This window comes from Flavobacterium sp. (assembly GCF_052437795.1).
In the GTDB taxonomy this organism is placed as follows: domain Bacteria; phylum Bacteroidota; class Bacteroidia; order Flavobacteriales; family Flavobacteriaceae; genus Flavobacterium.
This window is the reverse complement of sequence record NZ_JBQVPA010000002.1, coordinates 240720-264244: the sequence shown is the minus strand read 5'-3', so window position 1 is coordinate 264244 and position 23525 is coordinate 240720. Positions and strand designations below refer to the sequence as shown.

The 23525-nt window shown below is 46.0% G+C and carries 18 protein-coding genes and 1 pseudogene; 11 read left to right on the top strand and 8 right to left on the bottom strand.

What is annotated here, in order from left to right; all coding sequences use genetic code 11:
- Positions 1–133: 133 nt before the first annotated feature.
- The 3 genes from ACT6R0_RS07865 to ACT6R0_RS07855 form a co-directional block, all read right to left on the bottom strand.
- On the bottom strand, positions 134–2473 hold the full coding sequence (locus ACT6R0_RS07865; RefSeq protein WP_444652854.1) for a polyribonucleotide nucleotidyltransferase: 2340 nt from the start codon (positions 2471–2473) through the stop codon (positions 134–136).
- Positions 2474–2619: 146 nt separating this feature from the next.
- On the bottom strand, positions 2620–2889 hold the full coding sequence (gene rpsO / locus ACT6R0_RS07860; RefSeq protein WP_341695816.1) for a 30S ribosomal protein S15: 270 nt from the start codon (positions 2887–2889) through the stop codon (positions 2620–2622).
- 246 nt (positions 2890–3135) lie between these two features.
- On the bottom strand, positions 3136–3594 hold the full coding sequence (locus tag ACT6R0_RS07855; RefSeq protein WP_444652855.1) for a GAF domain-containing protein: 459 nt from the start codon (positions 3592–3594) through the stop codon (positions 3136–3138).
- 75 nt (positions 3595–3669) lie between these two features.
- On the opposite strand from ACT6R0_RS07855, the pseudogene xrtF reads away from it, so the two are divergent.
- From xrtF to ACT6R0_RS07805, 10 genes and pseudogenes are all read left to right on the top strand, one after another.
- Positions 3670–4257, top strand: a pseudogene (xrtF, locus tag ACT6R0_RS07850) (exosortase family protein XrtF); the annotation flags it as partial.
- Positions 4258–4287: 30 nt separating this feature from the next.
- Positions 4288–4713: an exosortase F system-associated membrane protein gene (locus ACT6R0_RS07845; RefSeq protein ID WP_444653188.1), complete on the top strand. Its 426-nt coding sequence runs from the start codon at positions 4288–4290 to the stop codon at positions 4711–4713.
- Between the two features lie 170 nt (positions 4714–4883).
- Positions 4884–5132: a hypothetical protein gene (locus ACT6R0_RS07840; RefSeq protein ID WP_444652857.1), complete on the top strand. Its 249-nt coding sequence runs from the start codon at positions 4884–4886 to the stop codon at positions 5130–5132.
- A gap of 10 nt (positions 5133–5142) precedes the next feature.
- Entirely contained in the window at positions 5143–5394 is a 252-nt protein-coding gene (locus ACT6R0_RS07835; RefSeq protein WP_444652858.1) for a hypothetical protein, read from the top strand.
- Positions 5395–5457: 63 nt separating this feature from the next.
- Positions 5458–6252, top strand: coding sequence for a GLPGLI family protein (locus ACT6R0_RS07830; protein ID WP_444652859.1), 795 nt, complete (start codon positions 5458–5460; stop codon positions 6250–6252).
- Positions 6253–8913 carry a hypothetical protein gene (locus ACT6R0_RS07825; protein WP_444652860.1) on the top strand — a complete coding sequence of 887 codons (2661 nt, stop codon included), beginning with the start codon at positions 6253–6255 and terminating at the stop codon, positions 8911–8913. It begins immediately after the preceding gene.
- A 75-nt stretch (positions 8914–8988) separates the two neighbouring features.
- Positions 8989–9417: an HYC_CC_PP family protein gene (locus ACT6R0_RS07820; protein WP_444652861.1), complete on the top strand. Its 429-nt coding sequence runs from the start codon at positions 8989–8991 to the stop codon at positions 9415–9417.
- A 64-nt stretch (positions 9418–9481) separates the two neighbouring features.
- The gene (locus tag ACT6R0_RS07815; RefSeq protein WP_444652862.1) at positions 9482–11734 is read left to right on the top strand and encodes a TonB-dependent receptor domain-containing protein; all 2253 of its coding nucleotides are present in this window, start codon (positions 9482–9484) and stop codon (positions 11732–11734) included.
- A gap of 30 nt (positions 11735–11764) precedes the next feature.
- Complete coding sequence (locus tag ACT6R0_RS07810; protein WP_444652864.1) at positions 11765–12106, top strand: heavy-metal-associated domain-containing protein; 342 nt, start codon at positions 11765–11767, stop codon at positions 12104–12106.
- A 130-nt stretch (positions 12107–12236) separates the two neighbouring features.
- Entirely contained in the window at positions 12237–13577 is a 1341-nt protein-coding gene (locus ACT6R0_RS07805) for a hypothetical protein (protein ID WP_444652865.1), read from the top strand.
- Here ACT6R0_RS07805 and ACT6R0_RS07800 read toward each other — a convergent pair.
- The 5 genes from ACT6R0_RS07800 to ACT6R0_RS07780 all read right to left on the bottom strand — a co-directional run bounded on the left by ACT6R0_RS07800 (position 13574) and on the right by ACT6R0_RS07780 (position 21042).
- Positions 13574–14896 carry a TolC family protein gene (locus ACT6R0_RS07800; RefSeq protein ID WP_444652867.1) on the bottom strand — a complete coding sequence of 441 codons (1323 nt, stop codon included), beginning with the start codon at positions 14894–14896 and terminating at the stop codon, positions 13574–13576. The two genes, ACT6R0_RS07805 and ACT6R0_RS07800, sit on opposite strands and share 4 nt — an antisense overlap.
- A complete protein-coding gene (locus ACT6R0_RS07795; RefSeq protein ID WP_444652869.1) occupies positions 14896–17970 on the bottom strand; it encodes an efflux RND transporter permease subunit in 3075 nt (1024 codons plus the stop codon). The genes ACT6R0_RS07800 and ACT6R0_RS07795 overlap by 1 nt, the downstream gene beginning before the upstream one ends.
- Complete coding sequence (locus tag ACT6R0_RS07790) at positions 17967–19049, bottom strand: efflux RND transporter periplasmic adaptor subunit (RefSeq protein ID WP_444652870.1); 1083 nt, start codon at positions 19047–19049, stop codon at positions 17967–17969. Before ACT6R0_RS07790 ends, ACT6R0_RS07795 begins: the two co-directional genes overlap by 4 nt.
- Positions 19050–19168: 119 nt before the next feature.
- Positions 19169–19699 (bottom strand): hypothetical protein, encoded by a 531-nt coding sequence (locus ACT6R0_RS07785; protein ID WP_444652872.1) that lies wholly within the window; start codon positions 19697–19699, stop codon positions 19169–19171.
- A 494-nt stretch (positions 19700–20193) separates the two neighbouring features.
- Complete coding sequence (locus tag ACT6R0_RS07780; protein WP_444652874.1) at positions 20194–21042, bottom strand: helix-turn-helix domain-containing protein; 849 nt, start codon at positions 21040–21042, stop codon at positions 20194–20196.
- A gap of 143 nt (positions 21043–21185) precedes the next feature.
- On the opposite strand from ACT6R0_RS07780, the gene ACT6R0_RS07775 reads away from it, so the two are divergent.
- The gene (locus ACT6R0_RS07775; RefSeq protein WP_444652875.1) at positions 21186–23429 is read left to right on the top strand and encodes a TonB-dependent receptor; all 2244 of its coding nucleotides are present in this window, start codon (positions 21186–21188) and stop codon (positions 23427–23429) included.
- Positions 23430–23525 lie beyond the last annotated feature (96 nt).

Genomic DNA, 23525 nt, shown 5'->3' with positions numbered 1-23525 from the left:
TTGCTCGTATTAGAACAGTAAAGATAATTATCTCAATTAAATTCTAAGCTTTGAAAGTTAGCTGTATTTAAAAACCAAAAAACCCTGCCACTTTGCAGCGACAGGGTTCTTCCTGAATTAACCTTAAAAGTAATTAAGATCCTTGTGGCTCTCCGCCATTATCTTCGTTACGCGGCTCCCTTGGTTCCCTCGGGGCATCGTCTCTTCTTTCTTCCCTTGGGCCACGGTCGCGTGAGTTCCTGTCGTCACGTCCGCGGTTATCGCGTCCGCCGCCACGGTTATCCCTGTAGCCGCCACGGTCGTTATCCCTTGGGCGGTCGTCACGTTCCCTCGGAACATAATTCTCATCCCTTGGAGGCCTTGGCATAAGCGCTTTCCTGGAAACTTTCTCCTTGCGTGTCTTAGGGTCTATACCAATGTATTTTACATCAAATACGTCGCCCATGTTCACCACGTCAGATACGTTCTCGGTACGTGCCCAGTCAAGCTCACTTACGTGAAGCAATACTTCATTGCCCGGTGCGTCAAGGTATTCTACCACTGCGCCAAAGTCAAGCATCTTGATAACTTTTACGCTGTAGGTCTCTCCGACTGTCGGCTTGAATATGATCGAGTCGATCTTGTTCAGTACCGCCTGGATCCCTTCAGGGCTTGTTCCAAGGATCTCCACTTCGCCCTGCTCGTCTACCTCGTTAATAACGATAGTAGTGCCTGTGGCTTTCTGAAGTTCCTGGATAACTTTTCCACCAGGGCCGATAAGGGCTCCGATGAATGCACCTGGAATGGTAACTTTTATGATCTTCGGAGCGTGGCGTTTCACATCTTCCCTTGGAGTATCGATAACTTCAGTCAGTTTTCCAAGGATATGAAGGCGGCCTTCACGGGCCTGGTTAAGCGCCTGTTCCATGATCTCGTATTTAAGGCCTGTGATCTTGATGTCCATCTGGCAGGCAGTAATACCTTCAGATGTTCCGGTTACTTTAAAGTCCATGTCGCCAAGGTGGTCTTCGTCACCAAGGATATCCGAAAGTACAGCCCAACGGCCTGTAGCATCATCAGATATTAGTCCCATGGCGATACCCGACACAGGGCGTATCATCTGGATACCGGCATCCATTAGTGCAAGTGTACCAGCACAAACAGTTGCCATTGAAGACGAACCGTTCGATTCCAATACTTCAGATACAACACGTACCGTGTAAGGAACTTCTGCAGGAAGCATATTTTTAAGTGCACGCTGTGCAAGGTTACCGTGGCCTACTTCGCGCCTTGAGGTACCCCTTAGCGGTTTTGCCTCACCTGTAGAGAACGGAGGGAAATTGTAGTGCAGGTAGAAACGCTCTTCTCCCTGGTCTGTAGGGCGGTCAATGATGTTGGCCTCTCGTGAAGTACCAAGCGTCACTGTAGCAAGCGCCTGGGTCTCTCCCCTTGTGAAAAGGGCAGATCCATGTGTTGATGGAAGGTAATCCACCTCACACCAGATAGGGCGTATCTCATCTGTTTTCCTTCCGTCAAGGCGTGTGCCGTTGTCAAGGATCACGTTACGTACCGCTTCTTTGTTAACTTTAGAAAGGTATTTGCTGATAAGGTCGCCGTTCTCAAGAAGCTCCTCGTCAGTAAACAACGCTTTCACTTCTTCCTTCACGCCTGCAAATTTCTCAGAACGCTCGTGCTTTGCAGAGCCTTCGCTGGCAATGGCAAAGTATTTATCGTAAGCAAGCTCTTTTACTTTTGCAAGGATGGTTTCATCCTTACGCTCCTCTTCATACGTCCTTACTTCTTTTTTGCCTGCAGCGGCCTGTAGCCTTTCCTGCGCGGCGATCTGTACCTTAATGGCTTCGTGGGCAAATTTAATGGCCTCGATCATTTCAGCTTCAGATATTTCTTTCATCTCGCCTTCTACCATCGCGATAGAGTCCATAGACGCGCCGATCATCATGTCGATGTCCGACTCAGCCAGTTGGGCTTTGCTTGGGTTGATCACGAATTCGCCGTTGATCCTTGCTACACGCACTTCAGATATAAGTGTCGCGAAAGGAATGTCAGAAAGGGCAAGTGCCGCAGATGCTGCCAGTCCGGCAAGTGCATCGGGCATAACCTCTTCGTCATGGCTCATAAGCTGGATCATTACCTGCGTCTCGGCATGGTAGTCCTTAGGGAATAGCGGGCGCAGTACACGGTCTACAAGACGCATGGTAAGTACTTCACCATCGCTTGGCCTTGCTTCGCGCTTAAAGAAACCGCCGGGAAAACGCCCTGCGGCTGCAAATTTTTCGCGGTAGTCAAGTGTCAATGGCAAGAAGTCGATGCCTGGACTTGCTGTGCGGGCAGAAACCACAGTGGCAAGGAGCATCGCGTTGCCCATTTGTACTACTACCGAACCATCGGCTTGTTTGGCAAGTTTGCCTGTCTCGATCGAGATGCTTCGTCCATCTCCCAGATCGATGATCTCTTTAATTACGTTAGGGATCATAAAATTTAATTCTTTTGTTAAACAATGGGTTTAGTTGTTGTGTTGTAGTTGTTGTAGTTGTATGGAACCCAATGAAAAACCTAAAACTTTTTCTGCAATATGTAATAAAACAAAAAGAGGCGCGCGGGCACCTCTTCTTATCTCGATTATTTCCTGATGTTCAGTTCTTTGATAATCTCACGATACCTGTTGATATCTTTCTTTTTCAGGTAGTCAAGAAGGCTTCTCCTTTTACCTACCAGCATTACTAGCGAACGCTCTGTATTAAAATCGTGGCGATTTTTTTTAAGGTGCCCTGTAAGGTGGTTGATCCTGAATGTGAACAATGCGATCTGCCCTTCTGCAGATCCTGTGTTAGCTTCTGCTCCACCGTGCTTGGCGAAGATCTCTGCTTTTACTTCTTTAGTCAAGTACATGCTAATATTATCTAAATGATTATTATGTATACCAGGTTTCTCCTGATTGGGTGCAAAGGTAATCAATATTTTTAAACGCGCAAGAGGAGAAATGTGATAAAGTTATAAGTTCCAAAGTTACAGAGCACCAAAGCCGCAAAGCTTATAATCCACAGTGAAGCAATCCATTAGCATTATTGCCATGGAATAACTTGTTATCCGACACTAAGAAGCACTTTGCAACTTTATAACTTTATGACTTTGCAACTACCTAAACAACTTGCTCACTTCCCCATTCACAAACTCCAGGAACCTTTCATCCAGTTCTGTGAACGGGTCCAGCACGCCCGAGTCAATGTCGATCTGGCCAATATTCTCGCCATTTACAAAAAGCGGCACCACGATCTCCGACTTAACCGTAATACTGCACGCAATGTAGTTGTCCTGCGCGCTAACATCGGGCACTACAAAGTTTTGGTTCGATAACGCTACCTGCCCGCAAATGCCTTTACCAAATGGGATAACAGTATGGTCTGTTGGTTCCCCTGCATACGGCCCAAGGATAAGTTCTTCCTTGTCGCCGTTGCGGAAGTAAAAGCCTACCCAGTCATAATAATCAATGTTCTCTTTTAATAGATGGCAAAGCTGCAGCAGTTTTTCATCACGCAGTATGTTGTCGCGGTGCAGTATGTCGACAACCTTTGGTTTCAGTTCTTCAAATGTCATGGCGTTAAGATCTTTAGTTTACAGTGGCAGCGCTCTCGTTAGTCGTGAGCGGATCCGAGTAGCAAAATTACGAAAATGCCGCATTTCGACTGTTCTCAATGTGACATTTTCGTAGTTTATAAGGTATTTTCCATATTTTTGTTAAAAACTAAATTGCCGATGGGCATCCTTCAAAACAACAGGGGCTTTTTTCTTTTCCTCATAAAATTCGCGGGCACCTACCTTTTGCTTTCAGCGCTGTACTGGGCCTATCTCAGCCAGTACGATGCCAAAGCTTTTGAGCCCGATGGCATGACCACCCTTGTTGCAGAGCAAGCTTCCGGATTAGTGGACCTATGGGGTGAGGAGTCTCATATTGCTAAGAATTCAAAAGAGGCCTCCTGGTACTTTTTTGTCAACGGCAAACGTTTGGCAAGGGTGGTCGAGGGATGCAATGCCGTTAGTGTCATGGCATTGTTCGCATCATTCATCGTAGCATTTTCCACCACGTTCAAGCGCACCTCGCTATATATTATCATGGGCATAGCCTTGCTGCACATTCTTAATGTGGTACGGATAGCCCTGCTGGGGCTGGGGCTTTTTTATTACAAGGAACATGGGCCGCTGCTGCATGACATTATCTTCCCGCTCTTTATATATGGAGTAGTTTTTGTTTTGTGGATAGCATGGGTATTAAAGCTCTCGGTCGTCAGGATAAAAAACGCGAATGCCCTGATAGGGATACTTGCGCTTTTGATATTGCTGGTGCTGGTACGATCTTTTGAAGCATCCCTGTTTTATGACCCACTACTCGAATTCTTCAGGAAAGAAGACAAAACATTACCCGACTATGAGAGCTTTAAGCTCTTCCTTGGCATAGCTTTCCGCTACGGCATTAACACACTACTCTCGCTGGGCATCATTTGGCTTGCATTTAAGGACAAGGCCATACTAAGGCTTGCAGCATTATTATATCTCGCTTTTTTTGTAGTGCTTACAGCACTATTATTCATAAGCCTCACTGATGACACGCCTAACCTGATGCTCATTTTTTACATACGCCGCTTCCTGATACAGCCATTGTTGCTGCTGCTGTTCCTACCTGCTTTCTTTTACCAAAAGAATAAAAGGAATAATTAGTCATAATTTAATTATTTTCAATAAAATAAATATATTATTTAAATAATTATAATTATTTAAGCCAATATTTTGTTAATTGAGGTTTTTCCGTAATAATTCATTGAAAATTTGATATAGATTTACAATGGCGCCATAATCTATTTATCAACTTTTTACAAATCATTTTTATTATGAAAAGAATCATTTTGACAGCAAGTTTCGCTATGATCGGAACATTTGCGTTTGCAGCGAACCAGCCTGTAAAAAACAAAAAGGTAGAGAAGGCTGTAGAGCTTATTGTGGGCTGCTCAAGTACCACAACTACAGTTACTACTACAAAACTGGACGGCACATCTTCGGTTAACACAACTACTGTAGTAAATTGCGACACCCCTCAGGAGTTGGTAACGTACCATAAATTAATGAAACAAAACCCATAAAATGTTTATCATGAAAAAAATAATTATGATGGCAGTAGTGTTGGCCTCAACATCTGCATTTGCGGTAACGACCGAAGAGAAGAAATCAGAGTCCGCTGATAAAAAGGAAACTGTAGACTGCTCTACAACAGTAAAAATGTCAAGTAAGACAAATGCTGACGGTTCAACAAGTACTACTACGACAACAACGTGGAATTGCGATACTCCGGGAGAACTCGCGGAGATGCATAAACTTATGAAAGCCATAGGAATGGGCTTATAATAATTGTTTTTAGTTAATCAATTGCCGGAAGCACTACTTCCGGCAATTTTTAATAATTATAAAATGAAAAAAGTATTTTTTATACTGATGATCCTTTGTACGGGCTTTACGGCTGTGGCGCAAACTGTATTTTCTGAAGTTAAATATGTGTTCACAATAAATAATGAGCAGTCAAAGGCGCAAATAGACGGAGCATTGCTTTATTCTGCTAAGAACAAAATGTCTACCTACATCAATCTCGGGTTCCTTAAAGTGCCTGACAGTACCTATACGGTATCCGGAGAGGAGAACGGGGATAAATTTATAAATGTTGAAAAGTACAGTGACAGTGAAGGACAAAAGCCTGAATATCAAAAACTGTATGATAAAGATTCACTCTACGCTTTCGAAAATGTATATGGTGAAAGGCTTTGCCACATCATCGCAGAAAAAATGCCGAAGATGAGCTGGACTATTGAAAAAGAAACCAGATCCATTTTGGGCCATACCGTGCAAAGGGCAACAACATCCTTCAGGGGAAGAAATTACGAAGCATGGTTCGCACAGGATATCCCTATACCTGATGGGCCCTATAAATTTCACGGACTGCCGGGACTCATCCTGGAAGTAGCATCGAAGGAAGGGAAATATCATTTTTTGGCTTACGAACTTAAGATAAACCAAAAGTCGGATAATTTTAAAATTGAAAAATTAAAGAGTAAATACAGGAAAAATAAAACTGTTTCAATAAAAGAAAAATTAGCGATCATTAAGGCCAACGAAGAAAAAGAAATACGATATCAACGCAGTAAAAACCCAAACATTTCTGAGGTTATAATAAACAATTCTGCTATTGAGATGGATTTCAAAGATATTTAAATGACCAGGAATAAAATTGCCTTACTCTTCTTTCTGTTATTGGGAACATATAGTCTTTGCGCACAAACCATTACCGGGACCGTGACCGGCGCAGCTGAAGAAAAGCTTTCGAATGTGAACATAACGGTGAGGAATGCCGAAACCCCACAGTTGATCTCTGAATTTTCCATATCGGGAAATGACGGGTCTTTCAGTATAACCCTGAGGTCTAAATTTGAGAACATTATTCTTGAAGCTACAAAAATGGGCTTTGAAACACGATCATTTCAATTGAAAAGCGCCGATATCGGAGACCGGTATCACCTTGATATAGTATTGACCGAACAGGCCATTGTTATGGAAGAGGTGGTTATCAGTCAACGGCCCAAAATTGAAGTGGCCGGTGATACGGTCAATTACCGCGCGTCGGCATTTTTAGATGGATCCGAAAGAAAGGTGGAAGACCTGCTAAAGAAAATACCGGGTATCCAGATCGATGATCAGGGCTATATTAAATATAAAGGCAGGAATGTTGAAAAAGTACTGCTTGACGGTGATGACCTTTTTGATCAAAATTATACTACGGGCACACAAAATATGGCTGTAGGGATCATTGATGAGGTACAGGCTATTGAAAAATTCGTGGAAAATCCACTATTGGCAGGCATTGAAGATTCAGATAAGGTCGCACTTAACCTGAAACTGAAGGATGGCAAGACGGCACTTTCCGGTGAAGGAATCGTTGGCTATGGAGTAGAAGACCGTTATTATGCCGATATAAATGGCCTTGCGGTATCAAAGTCCAACAAAAATTTCTCCGTGGTCAATTATAACAATGTAGGCGAAAATAAATCGCCCTATAACTATTTTTCTTTTTTCCCCTCACCTGAAGAATCTAAGAACCAGCCAATGCTTGCCCCAAAGCTGATACCTGAAATAGTGTCGGCAAGCGCCGTTGGGGAGAGCAGGGCGACCATTAATGACAATTGGTACGGCGGGATCAATAACCTTTATAAGATCTCAAAGAGCCTCAATGCACGGGTGATGCTTGCTTATTATGACGACAAGCTGAGTTTTATCAAATCAGATCGCTCAGATTATATTTTTGATGATGGCCAACAGCTTACCACCACGCAGGAAGAAACAGTAGTCAAACTGCCGCGACAATACGACGGTAATGTAAAACTGACATGGAACGCTTCAAAAGTTTCGCAACTTGAAATTACATCCAAATGGAATGCTGAAAGTATTAGAACAATGGCAGACTTGTTCACCAATGATCAGAACAGCCTGGACTCTCGGCTTCAGTCGGTCCGTTTTTTTACAAAACAGGACCTGCTCTACACACAAAAATTAAGCAAAACACATAGCTTTCAGCTACAGGGGATCTTTTCCCATGTCCGGTCGGACCAGGATCTTCGCCTGAGGCCCGGCCTCGACCTGGATACGGGTAATATAATCGGGGGCACCAGCAACCGCCAGCAGTCGGTCTTCCATAAAAACTACCTCGAGCTGGGCGGCACTTTGCTTGGCGTAAGGAAAACCGATAAATATCACATAAAAGCAGGGACTAAGTACTGGCAGAATAAACTTCGGTCAGACCTGTATGAAGCCGGCGATCTGTTAAGCTCCGGCTATCGAAATGACCTCGATTATGATCTGGTAGAAACGTCTGCGGAAGCGGTATACAATTTTAAATTTGGCAAATTTACGTTAAAGCCCATGCTGCAGATCAAAAATTATTCGTGGAACAGGAAAGAACCACTGCGGGCAATTGACAGCCGTGAGAGTGAATGGCTGGCTGCACCGTCGCTTTTAGTCAGCTACAAGCTAGATCCCTTAACGAGGCTTTACGCGACCTACTCCTATGACATGACGCCTCCCCGCGAGAATAACCTTTACTCAGGTTTTGTACTCTCATCCAGCCGTACACTGGTCAGCAACATGCCGTCAACACCGTTCAGTAAAACCACCAATGCTACGTTAGGGTACGAACTTAATGATATTTACAACCAATTTGTCATTAACGCGAGCCTGAATTATTTCAGGCAGCAGAATAACTTTTACGCGAACAGTACGGTAACCCAGAACCTTACTACAGTAAGCTACTTTTTCCTTCCTGAAAGCAATGATACCTATACCGCTTCGGCAAGTGTGGAAAAATACATTCCTTCCATAAGGTCTACCATCAAACTAAATGGCAATTTTGTATCCTACAGGTATATAAATGTTGTTAATGGTTCCGATCTGCGAAACAACAGGTCCGATATAGCCTATGTGGACCTGTTTGGTAAAACAGCTCTGGACATCCCATTAAATTTTGAGAACACCCTGCGTGTGCAAAACAGTACTTCTTCATCCGATAATTACGATGGCGACTTTACCAATACAACCATCATCAACTCATTTAAGACGCTTGTAAAATATAATGATAATTGGTTTGGCGTCCTTATCGCCGATTACTTTCTTCCGAGCACCCAAAATATCGGGGAATACTATTTTCTTGACGCAATGCTGCGGTACAGGATACCCGGTAAAGGCTGGGAATTTAACCTGACCGCAAAAAACATAACCAATAATAAATATTTTAAAGAGGTTTTAGTATCAGATTTCTACCGTTCAGCTTCAAGTCAAAACCTTAACAGAGCTTATATACTTTTAACTGCCGGTTTCCAGTTTTAGAGTACACTTCGGAGTTTGAATAATTTTCGGGCAAATTTCCCGTTATCAAAACATAATTGCATAATTTTGCACCACATGCAGATAAGAAAACACATAAGCACCCTGCTTACAATGCTCATATTGGTTTCCAGTATGGGGTTGGCGCTCAATGTGCATTACTGCCACGGTAAAGTGTCCTCGGTTAATTTTGCTTACAGGAAAGCTGAACCCTGCAATGGGCATAAGGACGGGAAGAAAGCCCATGCCTGCGGTGTGGAAAAAGACTCGCACAAAAAATGCTGCAAAGACGACCTGGTAAAGCTTAAGGATACCAAGTCGGACAACATACTTTCAAAATCACTCCAGCTTGACCTTGGCGCTTTTTGCCTTGCCACAGAGTGGAACCCAAATGCGTTATACAGTACAACTGCCACGATCGTAACAAAAGACACGCCGTCTTTTTATTGCGAATCTAATGCGCCACCGCTATACAAACTGTATTGCCAACACATTTTCTACGCCTAAGTTCAATGTTCTTACAACTTTCGCCCGTGCGAAAGTATCTTAGTAATAACATTAAACTTTTTTTATGCGTAACATATTCATTTATATACTATTCCTTATGGCTGCCGGATATGTGCAGGCCCAGGAAAACCTTACCGGCACCATTCTCGATGAGAACAGCCAGCCCATGCCGGGCGCGTCGGTCTATTGGCTAAAGCCTGCCGATCCCCAACATTCTACGATAACTTCAGAAAGCGGTACTTTTTCACTGCCCTACTCTACCGAGACGGATAAGCTCATCATCAGTTACATCGGATACAAGACCGATACCCTGAGCGTACCCGTACCAAGGGCCATCGACCATAAAATGACCCCTGACGATGGCCAGGAACTCAACGAAGTGGTATTGGAAAAACAGCGCAGGAGCCTTGAGCGATCACGGGTACAGACAACTAACGTATCGACAATGAGCCACAAAGAACTCCTTAAAGCCGCCTGCTGCAACATTGCCGAGAGCTTTGAGACCAATCCTTCTATCGATGCCAGCTTTTCGGACGCGCTAACCGGCAGCCGCCAGATAAAAATGCTTGGGCTTACCAGTCCTTATTTATTGATAGCCGAAGAGAACATACCATCAATACGTGGGGCATCGCAAGCCTACGGACTTTCATTTGTGCCGGGCACATGGGTCAACAGCATCCAGATCACCAAAGGTGCCGGACCGGTTGTCAATGGTTACGAAAGCATCTCAGGCCAGATCAACTATGACCTGATAAAACCTGCCGATGACATACCGTTCTTCCTGAATGCCTATGGCTCAACCGACAGCCGCTTTGAGCTGAACACCCATTTCAACAAAAAATTTTCCGACAAATGGAGCAGCAGCCTGTTCGTACACGGTAATACCCGAATCGGCAAAAACGACATGAATGATGATGGCTTCCTCGATAACCCCCTGGCAAAACAGATCAACGTGATGAACCGCTGGCAGTATAATGATGCCGAAAAAGGCTGGGTAAGCTTCATCAACCTGCGTTACATGCGCGATGAAAGGCAGGCCGGCGAGGTTGACTTTGATCCGGACCGCGACAAGTTTACTACGAACCACTGGGGATCCGAGATCAATACCGACAAGGTGGATGCATCTGCCAAATTAGGCTATGTGTTCCCCGATATGCCCTACCAAAGCATTGGCCTTCAAACTTCTTTCAACTGGCACAACCAGGAGTCATACTTTGGGTTCAAAACCTACGACATCGACCAAAAAAGCATGTATTCCAATCTGGTCTTCAGTTCGATCATCAACAATACAATGAACAAATTTACCACGGGCCTTAACTTTACCTACGACAGCTATGGCGAATTTGTAAATACTGCCGACTTTAGCCGTAGGGATAATTCTGCAGGTGCTTTCTTTGAATACAACTACGACAATGCCAACGATTTCAGCATTATCCTTGGCGGCCGTTTTGATGTTCATAACCGCCTTGGCTCGTTCTTTACACCGCGTATGCACCTTCGTTACAACCCTTGGGAAGGCGGTACGTTCAGGGCATCTGCCGGCAGGGGCAAAAGAGCAGCTAACATTTTTGCCGAGAATCAGGCATTCTTTGGCAGTTCACGTACAATGAATATACTTGGAACGGGCGGCAAACTTTATGGCCTTGACCCCGAAATCGCATGGAACTACGGTGTGAGCTTCATCCAAAGCTTCCCGCTGTTCAATAAAAATGCTGAGTTCGTAGTAGATCTCTATCGCACCGATTTCCAGAACCAGGTGGTGGTAGATGTATTTGGTTCGCCACAGGAAGTGAATTTTTACAACCTCGACGGAAAGTCATTCGCCAACAGCCTCCAGGTAGAACTGAACTATGAGATAACACACCACTTCAACATCCGTACGGCCTACAAATATTACGATATCCAGACCGATTATGCTTCGGTCGGTACACAGGAAAGGGTATTACAGGCCAAGCACCGCTTCTTTACCAATGTATCTTATGAAACCCACGTAAAAGACGGCGGCCGCCAATGGAAGTTCGACTTTACCTATAACCTGATGGGCAAGCAGCGCCTCCCAAACACCGCAAGTAACCCTGCAGAGTACCAAATGGGCAATCATTCGCCGTCCTTCTCGCTCATGAACGCTCAGGTTACGCGCAGTTTCTCAAGCGTTTTTGAAATGTATGTGGGTGCAGAGAACCTTGGCAATTACCAACAGAAAAAAGCAATATTAGGCAATGACGATCCTTTTGGCCCGTATTTTGACAGTTCCATTATCTACGCGCCAATATTCGGGCAAATGTATTATGCCGGTTTGCGATTCAAGATCAATTAATTACATTTAAAACCTCTAACAACTATTAATATGAAAAAACTCGTTTTAATGATGCTTGTGCTGTTCATGGGCATATCGCTCCAGGCACAGGAAAAAAAGAACAAAAATGCCAAGGCCGAGATCGAAGTGAAAGGCAATTGCGACCAGTGCAAGAAACGCATTGAAAAGGCTGCTTATACGGTAAAAGGCGTAAAATCGGCTGTATGGCACCAGGACCATCAGGACCTGCACCTGATCATCGACGAAACCAAATGCAGCCTTGATGACGTTCGCGCTGCTGTTGCGAAGTCCGGCCACGATACCGATAAGGTAAAAGCCACTGAGGAAGATTACAACAAGCTGCATTCGTGCTGTAAATATGACAAAGGCTAATAGCCGCAACACATTATCAAAAGTACCCCTACACTTGTTTGGGGTATTTTTTTGCGTTAATATGTAAGGTAAAGTTGCTGTTTGCGACTTAGAAAGGTAAATTTGCAATGATCACCTTCATACTATCATAATGACTAGATCGCTTACAAATGCGTTGGCACTATTAGCGGGTTTGATATTGCCCCAAATTGCCGCTGCACAGGAACAACCGGCAAAAACTGAGAACAACTTTTTTAAGGACCGCAAATTCTACCTTAATGAAGATGGCAGCAATTATGTAAAGTTCACTTTCCTTACACAAGCCTGGCTCAGGAGCACGCAATACAATCCCGGGACGACCATCAACGGTGTGGCCAAAAGCAGCGGCACCGATATTGGCATCCGCCGGTACAGGGTACAGCTCTTCGGGCAACTGACCGACAGGGTGTTCGCCTACAGCCAGTTTGGCGAGAATAACTTCAATAACATCGCAGACCGCAAGCAAGGATTTTTTGTGCACGATGCCTATGGCGAATATGCAGTAGAAAGGACCAGGTTCTCGTTAGGCGCGGGGCTTTCAGGGTGGAGTGGGCTTACGCGTTTTGCATCGCCATCCGCAGGCAGCATATTAGGGCTTGACGCACCCATTTACCAGCAAACCACCGCCGATGCTACGGACCAGTTCCTGCGTAAGCTGTCGGTTTTTGCGAAAGGTAAGCTGGGTAAGCTCGATTACCGCATACAGATGGTACAGCCAATGGCCATACAAAAGTCGGCCGGATATAACCCCGCCAATGCCATTGGACAAAATGCGATGTTCTCGGGCGATCCGCCTAAGATGCAGTACAACGGCTATTTCATGTATCAGTTCCAAGATCAGGAGTCCAACTTAACGCCCTATACTACCGGAACCTACCTCGGAAAGAAAAAAGTATTCAACATTGGTGCGGGGTTCATTTACCAGAAAGATGCCATGTGGAGGCTTAATGAAACGGCTACAGATACTATTCACAGCAATATGCTCCACCTGGCTGCCGATGTGTACTACGATGCTCCTGTAGGCGAAAAAGGCCAGGTAATAAGCCTTTACGGTAGTGTGACCGTTTCCGACTACGGGAAGAATTACCTTCGCAATGGCGGCCCAATGAACCCGGCCAATGGGAATAGCGATCCATCAGTATTGAATGGCGGCGGCACGGCTTTCCCAATGTATGGTACGGGCACGATAGGCTATATGCAGGCAGGCTATAAATTTCGGGATAACCTTATTGGCACTACCACGCTTATGCCGTATGCCTCGATCCAGTATGCGAAATACGAACGCCTGAACGATGGCATGGCTTATGTAGATGCAGGTGTTAACTGGTTGCTGGCAGGGCATACATCAAAGTTAACCCTATCCTACCAAAACCGCCCGCTGTTCAACACATTGGGCGACAATACAGGAACCAGAAGCGCTGTGGTGGCCCAATACCAGGTATTTTTCAATTAAAAAGTAATATTCCCGGCCAGCTCCTTTAAGGTAACTTCAGATATCTTGGCCTGATATTGTGCCGAATTATTACGGGTCACCGCGTTCACATAATTCAGCTGGGCAGTGCGCACCTCGATCTGGGTAATGCTCCCTATCCGGTATTTCTCCATGGTAATATCAAGGTTCTGCCTGGCGATCTCTACATTACTGCCTTCAAGTTCCACCAGTTCCAGGTTGGTCAGGTAGGTTTGGTAGGCTGATATCAATTGCGAATTGATCGCCTGCGTCTGCTGATCGATGATGAGTTTGCTATTGTCAATTTGCAGGCGGGCTATATTTTCGTTGCGCTTTTGCAAAAAACCATTAAAGATATTGATATTTGCCGAAATGCCATAGCTCAGTCCCCTTCCGCTGTTCTCACGTGCGAACCCTAGGCTGTTCTCGCTTTCTGTAAAAATATATCCCGTGCTTACACCGATCTGCGGATAGCGGGCAGCCTTTACCTGTTTCAGGTTGAATTCGGCGACACGCTTATTGATGAGCGCCATCTGTATCTGCGGGTTTTGTGATGATGCCGAAGACATCAGGTCAACCAACTTAAGCCGGTTATCGATCGCCACCGAATCGACAACCCGGAATTGCATGGTAAGTTCGCGCGCCAAAAGTTGATTCAGGTAGGTCTTAGTATTTTCGTACAGTTCCCTCTGCCGAAGGTAGTTGGTCGTATCGGTATTCAGGTCGACCTTTGCATTAAGCACTTCCAGTTTGGCAGCTTTTCCTATTGTAAAACGGTTGTCGGCCAACGTTACCCTTTGCTTCGAAATGACCACTGCGGTATCGAGAGCCTTTAGCGTTTGCTGCTGCTGTACGAGGTCATAATAAGTTGTCAGCACATCGCCCACGCGGGTAAGGATGGTGTATTTCAATTCGGTGCCGCCCAGTTTTTCCAATTCTTTCAACTGGTCATAGCGGGCGAACATCCGGAAGCCGTCAAATATCGTCCAGCCAAGGTTTACACCATACTGCATACTGTTGTTACGGGCGTTATCGAGTTCCTGGGCAGTGCCATCCGCACGCACCTGTCGTGAGTTCTGTACGCTGTTATTTTGGCTGAATGTACCGGATAAGGTTGGCAAGATCCCTGCATTGGCAAGGCTCACATTGTTCTCGTCGATCTTCAGGTCGTTGGCAGCCAACTTAATATCATAATTATTCTTCAGTGCTTCGGCCACGGCATCTTCAGCGCTAAGCAGCGGATATTCCGGCTTAACGATACTGTCCTGTGCCAATGCAGTGAGGCAGAAAAAACTCAAATATAAATAGATGAAAAACTTCATTAGTCTTCAAGGTTATCAAATTCGGGGCGGTGCTTTTTCGGTCGCGACCACATGTAATATATTGCAGGGATAATGAACAGCGTCAATATCAGTGAAAAAATGGTACCGCCAACAATAACAACACCCATGCCGATACGGCTGGTAGAGGCTGCTCCTAGTGACATGGCGATAGGCAAAGCACCCAATGCAATGGCAAGGCTCGTCATTAATATCGGACGAAGGCGCGATTCGGAAGCTTCCAGTATGGCTTCATATTTTTCCTTGCCCTCTTCACGGAGCTGATTGGCAAATTCTACGATCAATATACCATTTTTCGTTACAAGGCCTATCAGCATGATGGTACCGATCTGGCTGAAAATATTCCATGTTTGCCCGAACAGCCACAGCGACAGCAAGGCTCCCGCGACGGCCATAGGCACCGTAAGGATAATGATGAAAGGGTCGATGAAGCTTTCGAACTGGCCTGCCAATATCAAGTATATAAGCAATAGTGCCAACCCGAATGCGAACAGCGTATTGCTCGAGCTCTCCACAAAATCGCGTGACTCGCCGCCAAGGTCGGTCGTAAAGGTATCGTCGAGTACTTTTTCTTTGGCACGCTCCATAGCATCGATACCGTCACTGATACTCATGCCCGGTGACAATCCTGCCGAGACGGTAGCCGACATATACCTGTTATTATGGTACAGTTGCGGAGGGCTGCTTTCTTCTTTCACAGTAACAAGGTTATCCAGCTGTATCAGCTGCCCCGTGCTGCTTTTCACGAATATCGAAGTCAGGTCCAGCGGCGCGGCGCGGTCTTCTTTATCAAACTGCCCCATCACCTGGTACTGCTTGCCGTTCATCATGAAATAGCCGAAACGCTGCCCACTAAGCGACAATTGCAGCGTTTGTGCCACATCTAATAAAGACACCCCAAGGCTCTGAGCTTTCTCGCGATCTATCGTTACATTAATTTCGGGTTTGTTGAATTTCAGGTTCACATCGGTCATGGCAAAGGTTGGGTCCTTGCTTACCTCATCCATGAATTCCGGTATCTTTTGCTGCAGTTTTTCAAAGTTCTGTGCCTGTATGATGTATTGTATCGGGAAGCCTCCCCTCCTGTTCACGGCAATGGTTGGCTGCTCAGATACTGAAACCCTGGCTTCAGCATAGCGCTTGGTCCATTTGGTCAGGTCGGCAGCGATCTCCTTTTGCGAACGTTCCCTTTCACCCGGCTCCTTCAGCGCCAGCCTGATGCGGCCACTGTTTACTGATGCCGAACCAAACCCCGGCGAAGTGATCACCAGGCTGGCTTTCTTTTCGGGAACTGAATCGTTGATAAGCTGCTCCATTTCCTGCATAAAGCGATCCATATAATCATAGGAAGCACCCTCCGGGCCTGTAATATTCAAGCCGACAAAGCTGCGGTCGTCGTAAGGCGCGGTCTCTTTTTGCAACGTTGAAAAGAACAGTGCGATAAGTCCTACACATACGATCAGAATGGGAAAGCTAAGCCATTTGCGCTTCATGAATCCGGTAAGCGCTTGGGCATAACCCTTGTTCATTTTTTCGAAATAGGGTTCGGTAAATTCATAGAACCTTGATTTTTTGTGTACGCCCTTTATCAGGTAAGCGTTGAGCATTGGCGTAAGTGTAAGCGAAACGAAGGCGGAGACCAGCACTGCCGCCGCGATGACGACCCCAAACTCCCGGAACAACCGCCCTACGAAACCTTCCAAAAATATCACCGGAAGGAACACCGCCGCCAACGTGACCGATATGGAGATCACGGCAAAGAATATCTCGTTGGCGCCTTTCATGGCCGCCTCGATCGGGGTCATGCCCTCCTCAACTTTTTTGAAAATGTTTTCGGTTACCACTATACCATCATCCACTACAAGTCCCGTGGCAAGTACGATCGCCAGCAGCGTAAGTACATTTATAGAAAATCCAAAAATATACATGATGAAGAATGTCGCGATGAGTGAAACTGGTATATCCAGCAATGGCCTTAACGCAATAGCCCAATCACGGAAGAACAGGTAAATGATGAGCGTTACCAAAAGGATGGAAATGCCCAGCGTTTCCACCACCTCATGTACCGATTTTTTGATAAAGACCGTATTATCAATTACAACGTTGAGTTTCAGGTCGGCGGGCAGTTCCTTCTTCATCTGGTCGTACTGCTCGTAAAAGGCATCGGCTATCTCTATGTAATTCGTACCCGGTTGCGGAATGATGGCAAGCCCCACGAGCTGCTGCCCGTCATTCGTCATTTTTGTCTCCAGGTTCTCAGGCCCCAATTCAGCACGGCCCACATCGCTTAGCTTAACGATCTTATCCCCTTCCGACTTAATGATGATATTATTGAATTCCTCAGCAGTAGAGAGGTTGCCCATAGTTTTCACGGTCAGTTCCGTATTAGCACCTGTCAGTTTACCGGAAGGCAATTCTACATTCTGGCTGGAAAGGGCTGTTCGCACATCAGAGACCGTAACGCCATACGAAGCCAGTTTCGTTGGCTCGATCCATAACCGCATCGCATAGCGTTTCTGTCCCCATATCTGCACGCTGCTCACTCCGGGAATGGTCTGCAGCCTTTCGGCGATCACGTTCTCGGCATAATCGCTAAGTTCCAGCGGGTCGCGGGATGCGCTTTGCACGGTCATGGTGACGATCGGGTCGGAATCGGCATCCGCTTTAGAAACTACAGGGGGTGCGTCGATATCCTGCGGAAGGCTGCGGATTGCCTGCGATACTTTATCGCGCACATCGTTAGCGGCTTCCTCGAGGTTTTTTTCCAGTTCAAATTCTATGGTAATGTTGCTCGAACCCTGGTTGCTGGACGAGGTAATATTGCGTATCCCGTCGATCGAGTTAATGGATTTTTCGAGCGGTTCAGTGATCTGCGATTCAATGATATCAGCATTGGCACCCGCATAACTGGTACGTACCGATATTTGTGCCGGGTCGATGGACGGGAACTCACGTACACCGAGGAACGTATAACCTATTACCCCAAAAAGGATAATGGCAATGTTCATCACGATAGTGAGTACCGGCCGCTTTATGCTTAGTGTAGAAAGGCTCATGGTTTCTTTGCTTGGGTTACCTTAACCTTTACCGGTGTTTCCTTCTTGAGCGTCAGCACACCTGTAGTAAGCACCGTATCGCCGGACTTGAGGCCCGACAGCACCACGATGTCCTTATCGGTACGGGTCGTGGTCTCCACCATTACCTCATCGGCCTTGCCATTGCGGGACACGAAAACTTTTTTACCGCCCTGTACCGGCACTATGGCTTCGGTAGGGACAATATAGGCATCGTCTATCTTTTCCAGCGGCAGCTCAACGTTAGCAAATGTACCCGGGATGAACTTCCCCTGTGGATTATCGGCCAATGCGCGTATGCGTAAGGTACGGGTAGCTACCTCCACAGCAGGTTCAAGCGCGTAAATTTTAGCGGTAAATTTATTCTTCTCGCCGGGAATGGTAAAGCTAACTGTTGTGTTGGGTTTTACCTGCGACGCATATTTTTCAGGTATCGAAAAGGTGATCTTTACCTTCGTGCTGTTTACCAGGCGTGCTATCAGTATATCGGGTGTAACGTAGGTGCCCGGCGAGATGCTCCTTAAACCTACAGTGCCGGAGAACGGCGCCCTTATGGAAGTTTTGGCTATCTGGGCATTGATAAGCTGTGTCTGTGCCTGGGAGGTCTTGAAGTCGGCTGTGGCAATGTCGTATTCTTCGCGGCTGATGGCTTCTTTCTCAAAAAGCAATTTGGCACGCCTTGCATTTTCTGAGGCCAGTTTTTGTCGGGTTTGCGCCTGGCCCAGCTGTGCCCTCAATTCCACATCGTTTATCTTTACAAGCACTTGTCCCTTTGCGACCTTTTTGCCTTCTTCAAAATAGATCTTCTCGGCAATGCCTGCTACTTCACTGCTCAGCTCCACCTGCTCATTGGCCTCGATGGAACCCGAAAGCGACAATACGTTTGAAAATCGCTCAGGGTGAACCACGATGCCATTTACAGCCATGGGCGGCTTTTTGCCTCCTTTGCCACCACCACCTGGGGCTTCAGCTTTTTTGGCACTATTTTCTGAGATACGGTAATAAACAAGGGCACCAACTCCGAGGATAAGGAGCGTATATACGATATATTTTATCTTCATTGCAACGTTGAGATATAAGGCAAACGCAAAGCTAATGCAATATTCAACGACACAGTTTTGTATTAACAAAAAATATGGCGATATTTTCTTACATTTTTAGTTAAATATGTATTTAGAAATTACCAACCCGTACGGGTAAGGTAATCTTCAAACAGCTTATGGTTAACCACTACTTCGCAATCAGGGAAGGCTTTACAAAGCCTTTGAAGCTTCACTTTTGTATCTTCATCATATTCTGCAGAAATAAAAAGCTGTTTCAACCCAGGAAGGAACAATCGCAGGATACCGTCAGTCGTTATTGGGGTACTGCACAGATGGAGCAGCTCAAGCCCTTTTATTTTATTGATGAAAGGTATGCAGGCATCGTCAATTCGGTCACAGCCCTTCAGCCGCATTTCTTTGATAAAATGTAGTTTTGTGAGGTGCATGATACCATCATTGGTAATGTCGGTCTCATCAAGGTCGAGCATTGTAATGGAGTCAAGCTCGGGAACCATCATTGCAATGCCTTCATCATCCACCCCGTATAGCCTGAACCGCACATGGTCCAGATGCCTGGGCAGTTCATCGATACCTTCAGGCACATTGAAGTAGAAGAAGTTTTCCCAAAACTTCTCTTCCTTTATCCTTTCTATTTTCTTCCTTCGCATTTTTTTTGATAAAGCTGCAATTTACAAAATAAGCAGTACGCAAATCCTGGCAAATGTCTTTAAAACGAAATATCCCTATTTATGGGTATTTGGTATGTTATTTTGAAACTTTACTTTAGCTCCCGCCAGAAGTCCCCTTCTATATCGCCTTAATAGCAGGCACAAACCAACCACCATTTTTTTTGAGTAGAAAACCCCGCTTTTACCGGCGGGGTTCTCATTTTGGAAGGTGGTTAATATGGGTAACGATCAATGTGTGCCCGGCAATTTATTGGGAGATACATCGGGAAATTAGCGACCGACATGATGTCCAGCAGGAATCCAAATCCTAAAACAGGATGTGGACAAGCTTTTCCACAACGATCATAATTAGTTTTGCCATGACTTTAAAAAGTTGATTGATGATTGATAGTGCAAAGTTGCGGCAACGGCAAAACATAAAATTGTAAAATTGGGACATTTGAAAAATTTCAAAATGTACCAATGTAACAATTTCATTCCTCAAAATTCCAGTACACGGGCTGGCTGCCCAGTTGGGTGATCTTGGAGAGCAGCGTTTTGGGCGACTGCATGGTGACCGACCTAAAGTGCTTGATGTAGTGCGCCTGATCGTAGTAGTAATTGTACAGCGCAACATCTGTCAGCGTGGCATCGTCACCGGCCTGCTGGGCATAATTGAGCGCATTGCGGAACATTACCATCTTTTTATATTCCTCCACCGAGCAGCAAAGGTGTTTTTTAAAGAGCCTGAGCAGCGTTTTCCGGTTAACGCCAATAATATCCGAAAGCTGCTCCACTTTTATGGTACCATTCGAGTTCAGTATCTCCTGCACCCCGCGTTTTACAGCAGTTTCAGCAAAGCCACAATATGCGGTACGAAAAAAACCGTCCAGCAGCGCAGCCTTGGCTTCGGCATATTCAAGTTTCGCGATCTGGTTAACCACATCTTCCAGTGCTTTGCCAAAGTGATAAAACGGACCGAACGAAGGGATAAAGGCATCGCATAAAGGCTTATCGAGAAAATTGTTCAGTCCAAGCGGATTGAACACGATCCCTATTTTGTAAAAACTTCCTTCCAGATCGACCGAGAAACTTTGATCTGTGTTGATGGAATAGTAGCATCCGATAGTGTCATCTGTGGCAGGCCTGATAACGGAGGAATCTTCGGTAAATGTGAGGTTTGAGCCTTTATAAATTGTAATCGCGTGAAGGTAATTGGGATAAAAAGTGAATTTACTGTCAAAGCCTTCATCATCTGACGAATGGAAATAGTAATAGGCAATATGTTTTGCCACTACCTCATCCGCAGGCTTTACCGTTGTGAAATTCCCTCTTGTGTCCAAATTATGCCGTTTGCCATAAAAATAGCGATTTTAAAATTACAGGACAAATTTCACTAATCGAAATAAAATATTAAAATAACAAGAAATAATTTTTAGTCTAAACTAAATTTATAATTTTGCATAACGAATTATACTTTTAGCTAATGAAGATCTTTACACAGTTATTTTTACTTTTCACATCCATTTCGATATATGCACAAAACGGCGCTGTGACCGGAAAAGTAAGCGATGCCAGCGGTAGTGTCCCGGCGGCACAGGTTATCCTCTCACCTGCAGGGAAAAGCGTTACCGCAGATAACGATGGCAACTACAGCATAAAAAATGTGCCTTATGGCTACTATGAGATCATCTTTAGTGCGGTCGGCCTGCAAACAGTGCGCAAAAAAATAACCATATCGCAAGCGGAAACCGTGATCGACATTACCCTGCAGGAAGAAAGCACCTCGCTCGAAGAAGTGGTGATAACAGGCACCATGAAGGAGGTAAGCCGCAGCGAAAGCCCCATACCAGTAGAGATCATCACACCAAAATTATTCAAAAAGAACCCTACCGCCAGCCTGTTCGAAGCAGTAGGCATGGTCAATGGGGTCCAGCCGCAACTCAACTGCAATGTGTGCAATACGGGCGACATCCACATCAACGGGATGGAAGGCCCCTATACCATGATCCTGATCGACGGCATGCCGATAGTCAGCTCTTTGTCAACCGTCTATGGACTTAGCGGCATCCCCAACAGCATCGTCGAGCGCATCGAGGTAGTCAAAGGCCCGGCATCGTCGCTGTACGGATCGGAGGCGATGGGCGGCATCATCAACGTCATCACTAAAACACCGGCAAAGGCACCGGTAATTTCTGCCGATACCTTCGTGACAAGCTGGGGCGAGCTGAGCATGGATGGTGCCGTGAAATTCAATTTGGGGAAAGCCTCGTCGCTGCTGGGCGTGAATTACTTCAATTACAACCACAGGGCGGATAAGAACGGCGACAACTTTACCGATGTGACCCAGCAAAACCGCATCTCTGTTTTCAATAAATGGAATTTCGAAAGGCCCGACAGCCGTGTCTTTAGCCTTGCCGGGCGCTATGTGTACGAGGACCGCTGGGGCGGCGAGCTCAACTGGAGCAAAAAATGGAGGGGCAGTGACAGCATTTACGGGGAAAGCATTTACACACGCCGTGCCGAGCTTATCGGGCTGTACCAATTGCCTTTTTCGGAACGCATCTTTACGCAGTTTTCCTACAACTGGCACGACCAGAATTCGTATTACGGGTTTACGCCCTACATGGCCACGCAGCAGGTCGCTTTTGTGCAGACGTACTGGGACAAGCAGTTTGGAGAGGACCACACCTTCCTGCTTGGGGCTGCATTGCGCTATACTGAATATGATGACAACACTCCTGCCACCGCAACGCCTGACGGAACGGGTAATGAGCCGCAGCGCACACCCTTGCCCGGGATCTTCATACAGGATGAATGGAGGCTGAACGACAGGCACAAAGTATTGGGTGGCTACCGCTTTGACTACGACAAAAACCACGGTGCTGTGCATTCGCCGAGGGTAGCTTATAAATTCTCCCCGGATGTGAATAACACCATACGGGCGAGTTTCGGCACAGGGTTCAGGGTGGTGAACCTTTTTACCGAAGACCATGCCGCGCTTACCGGTGCCCGCGAGGTGGTGATCGCCGAAGCCCTGAAGCCGGAGCGCTCCTACAACGGCAACCTCAACTATGTGCTGAAGGTCCCTACTGAGGATCTCTTCCTTGGATTTGACATTACCGGGTTCTACTCTTATTTTACCAACAAGATCGTAGGTGACTTTGATACCGATCCCGATAAGATCATATACGACAACCTTCGTGGGCACGCCATATCGCAGGGCGTATCGCTGAATACCGATTTGACGTTCACCTTTCCGCTAAAGATCATGGCAGGGGTATCGTACATGGATGTTTTCCAAATGGAGGACAAAGGCAACGGGCTTGACCGCATACAACAGCTGCACGCGCCAAAATGGTCGGGTAATTTTGTGGGGACTTACAGCTTCCCGAAAGGAGTGAGCATCGACCTGACAGGCAACTGGTACGGCCCAATGCGCCTGCCGGTACTGCCAAATGATTACAGGCCTGAATATTCGCCGTGGTTCCTGATCGCCAATGCACAAGCCACCAAGAAATTCTACTTCGGACTTGAGTTTTATGGCGGGGTAAAAAACCTATTCGATTTTGTCCCGGGAGACCCGATCATGCGGCCGTTCGACCCTTTTGATAAAAATGTGAACGACCCGGTAAGCAACCCGAACGGCTATACGTTCGACCCAAGCTATAACTATGCGTCGATGCAGGGGCGAAGGGTGTTTTTAGGAATGCGTTATAATTTCTTTTAAGGGGTTATATTCCACAAAGTTCCGCAGAGGAGACGCTAAATTTTGCAAAGAAAGAAGTGTTCCAGGCTTTGTGTATCTTTGAGCTTCTTTGCGGAT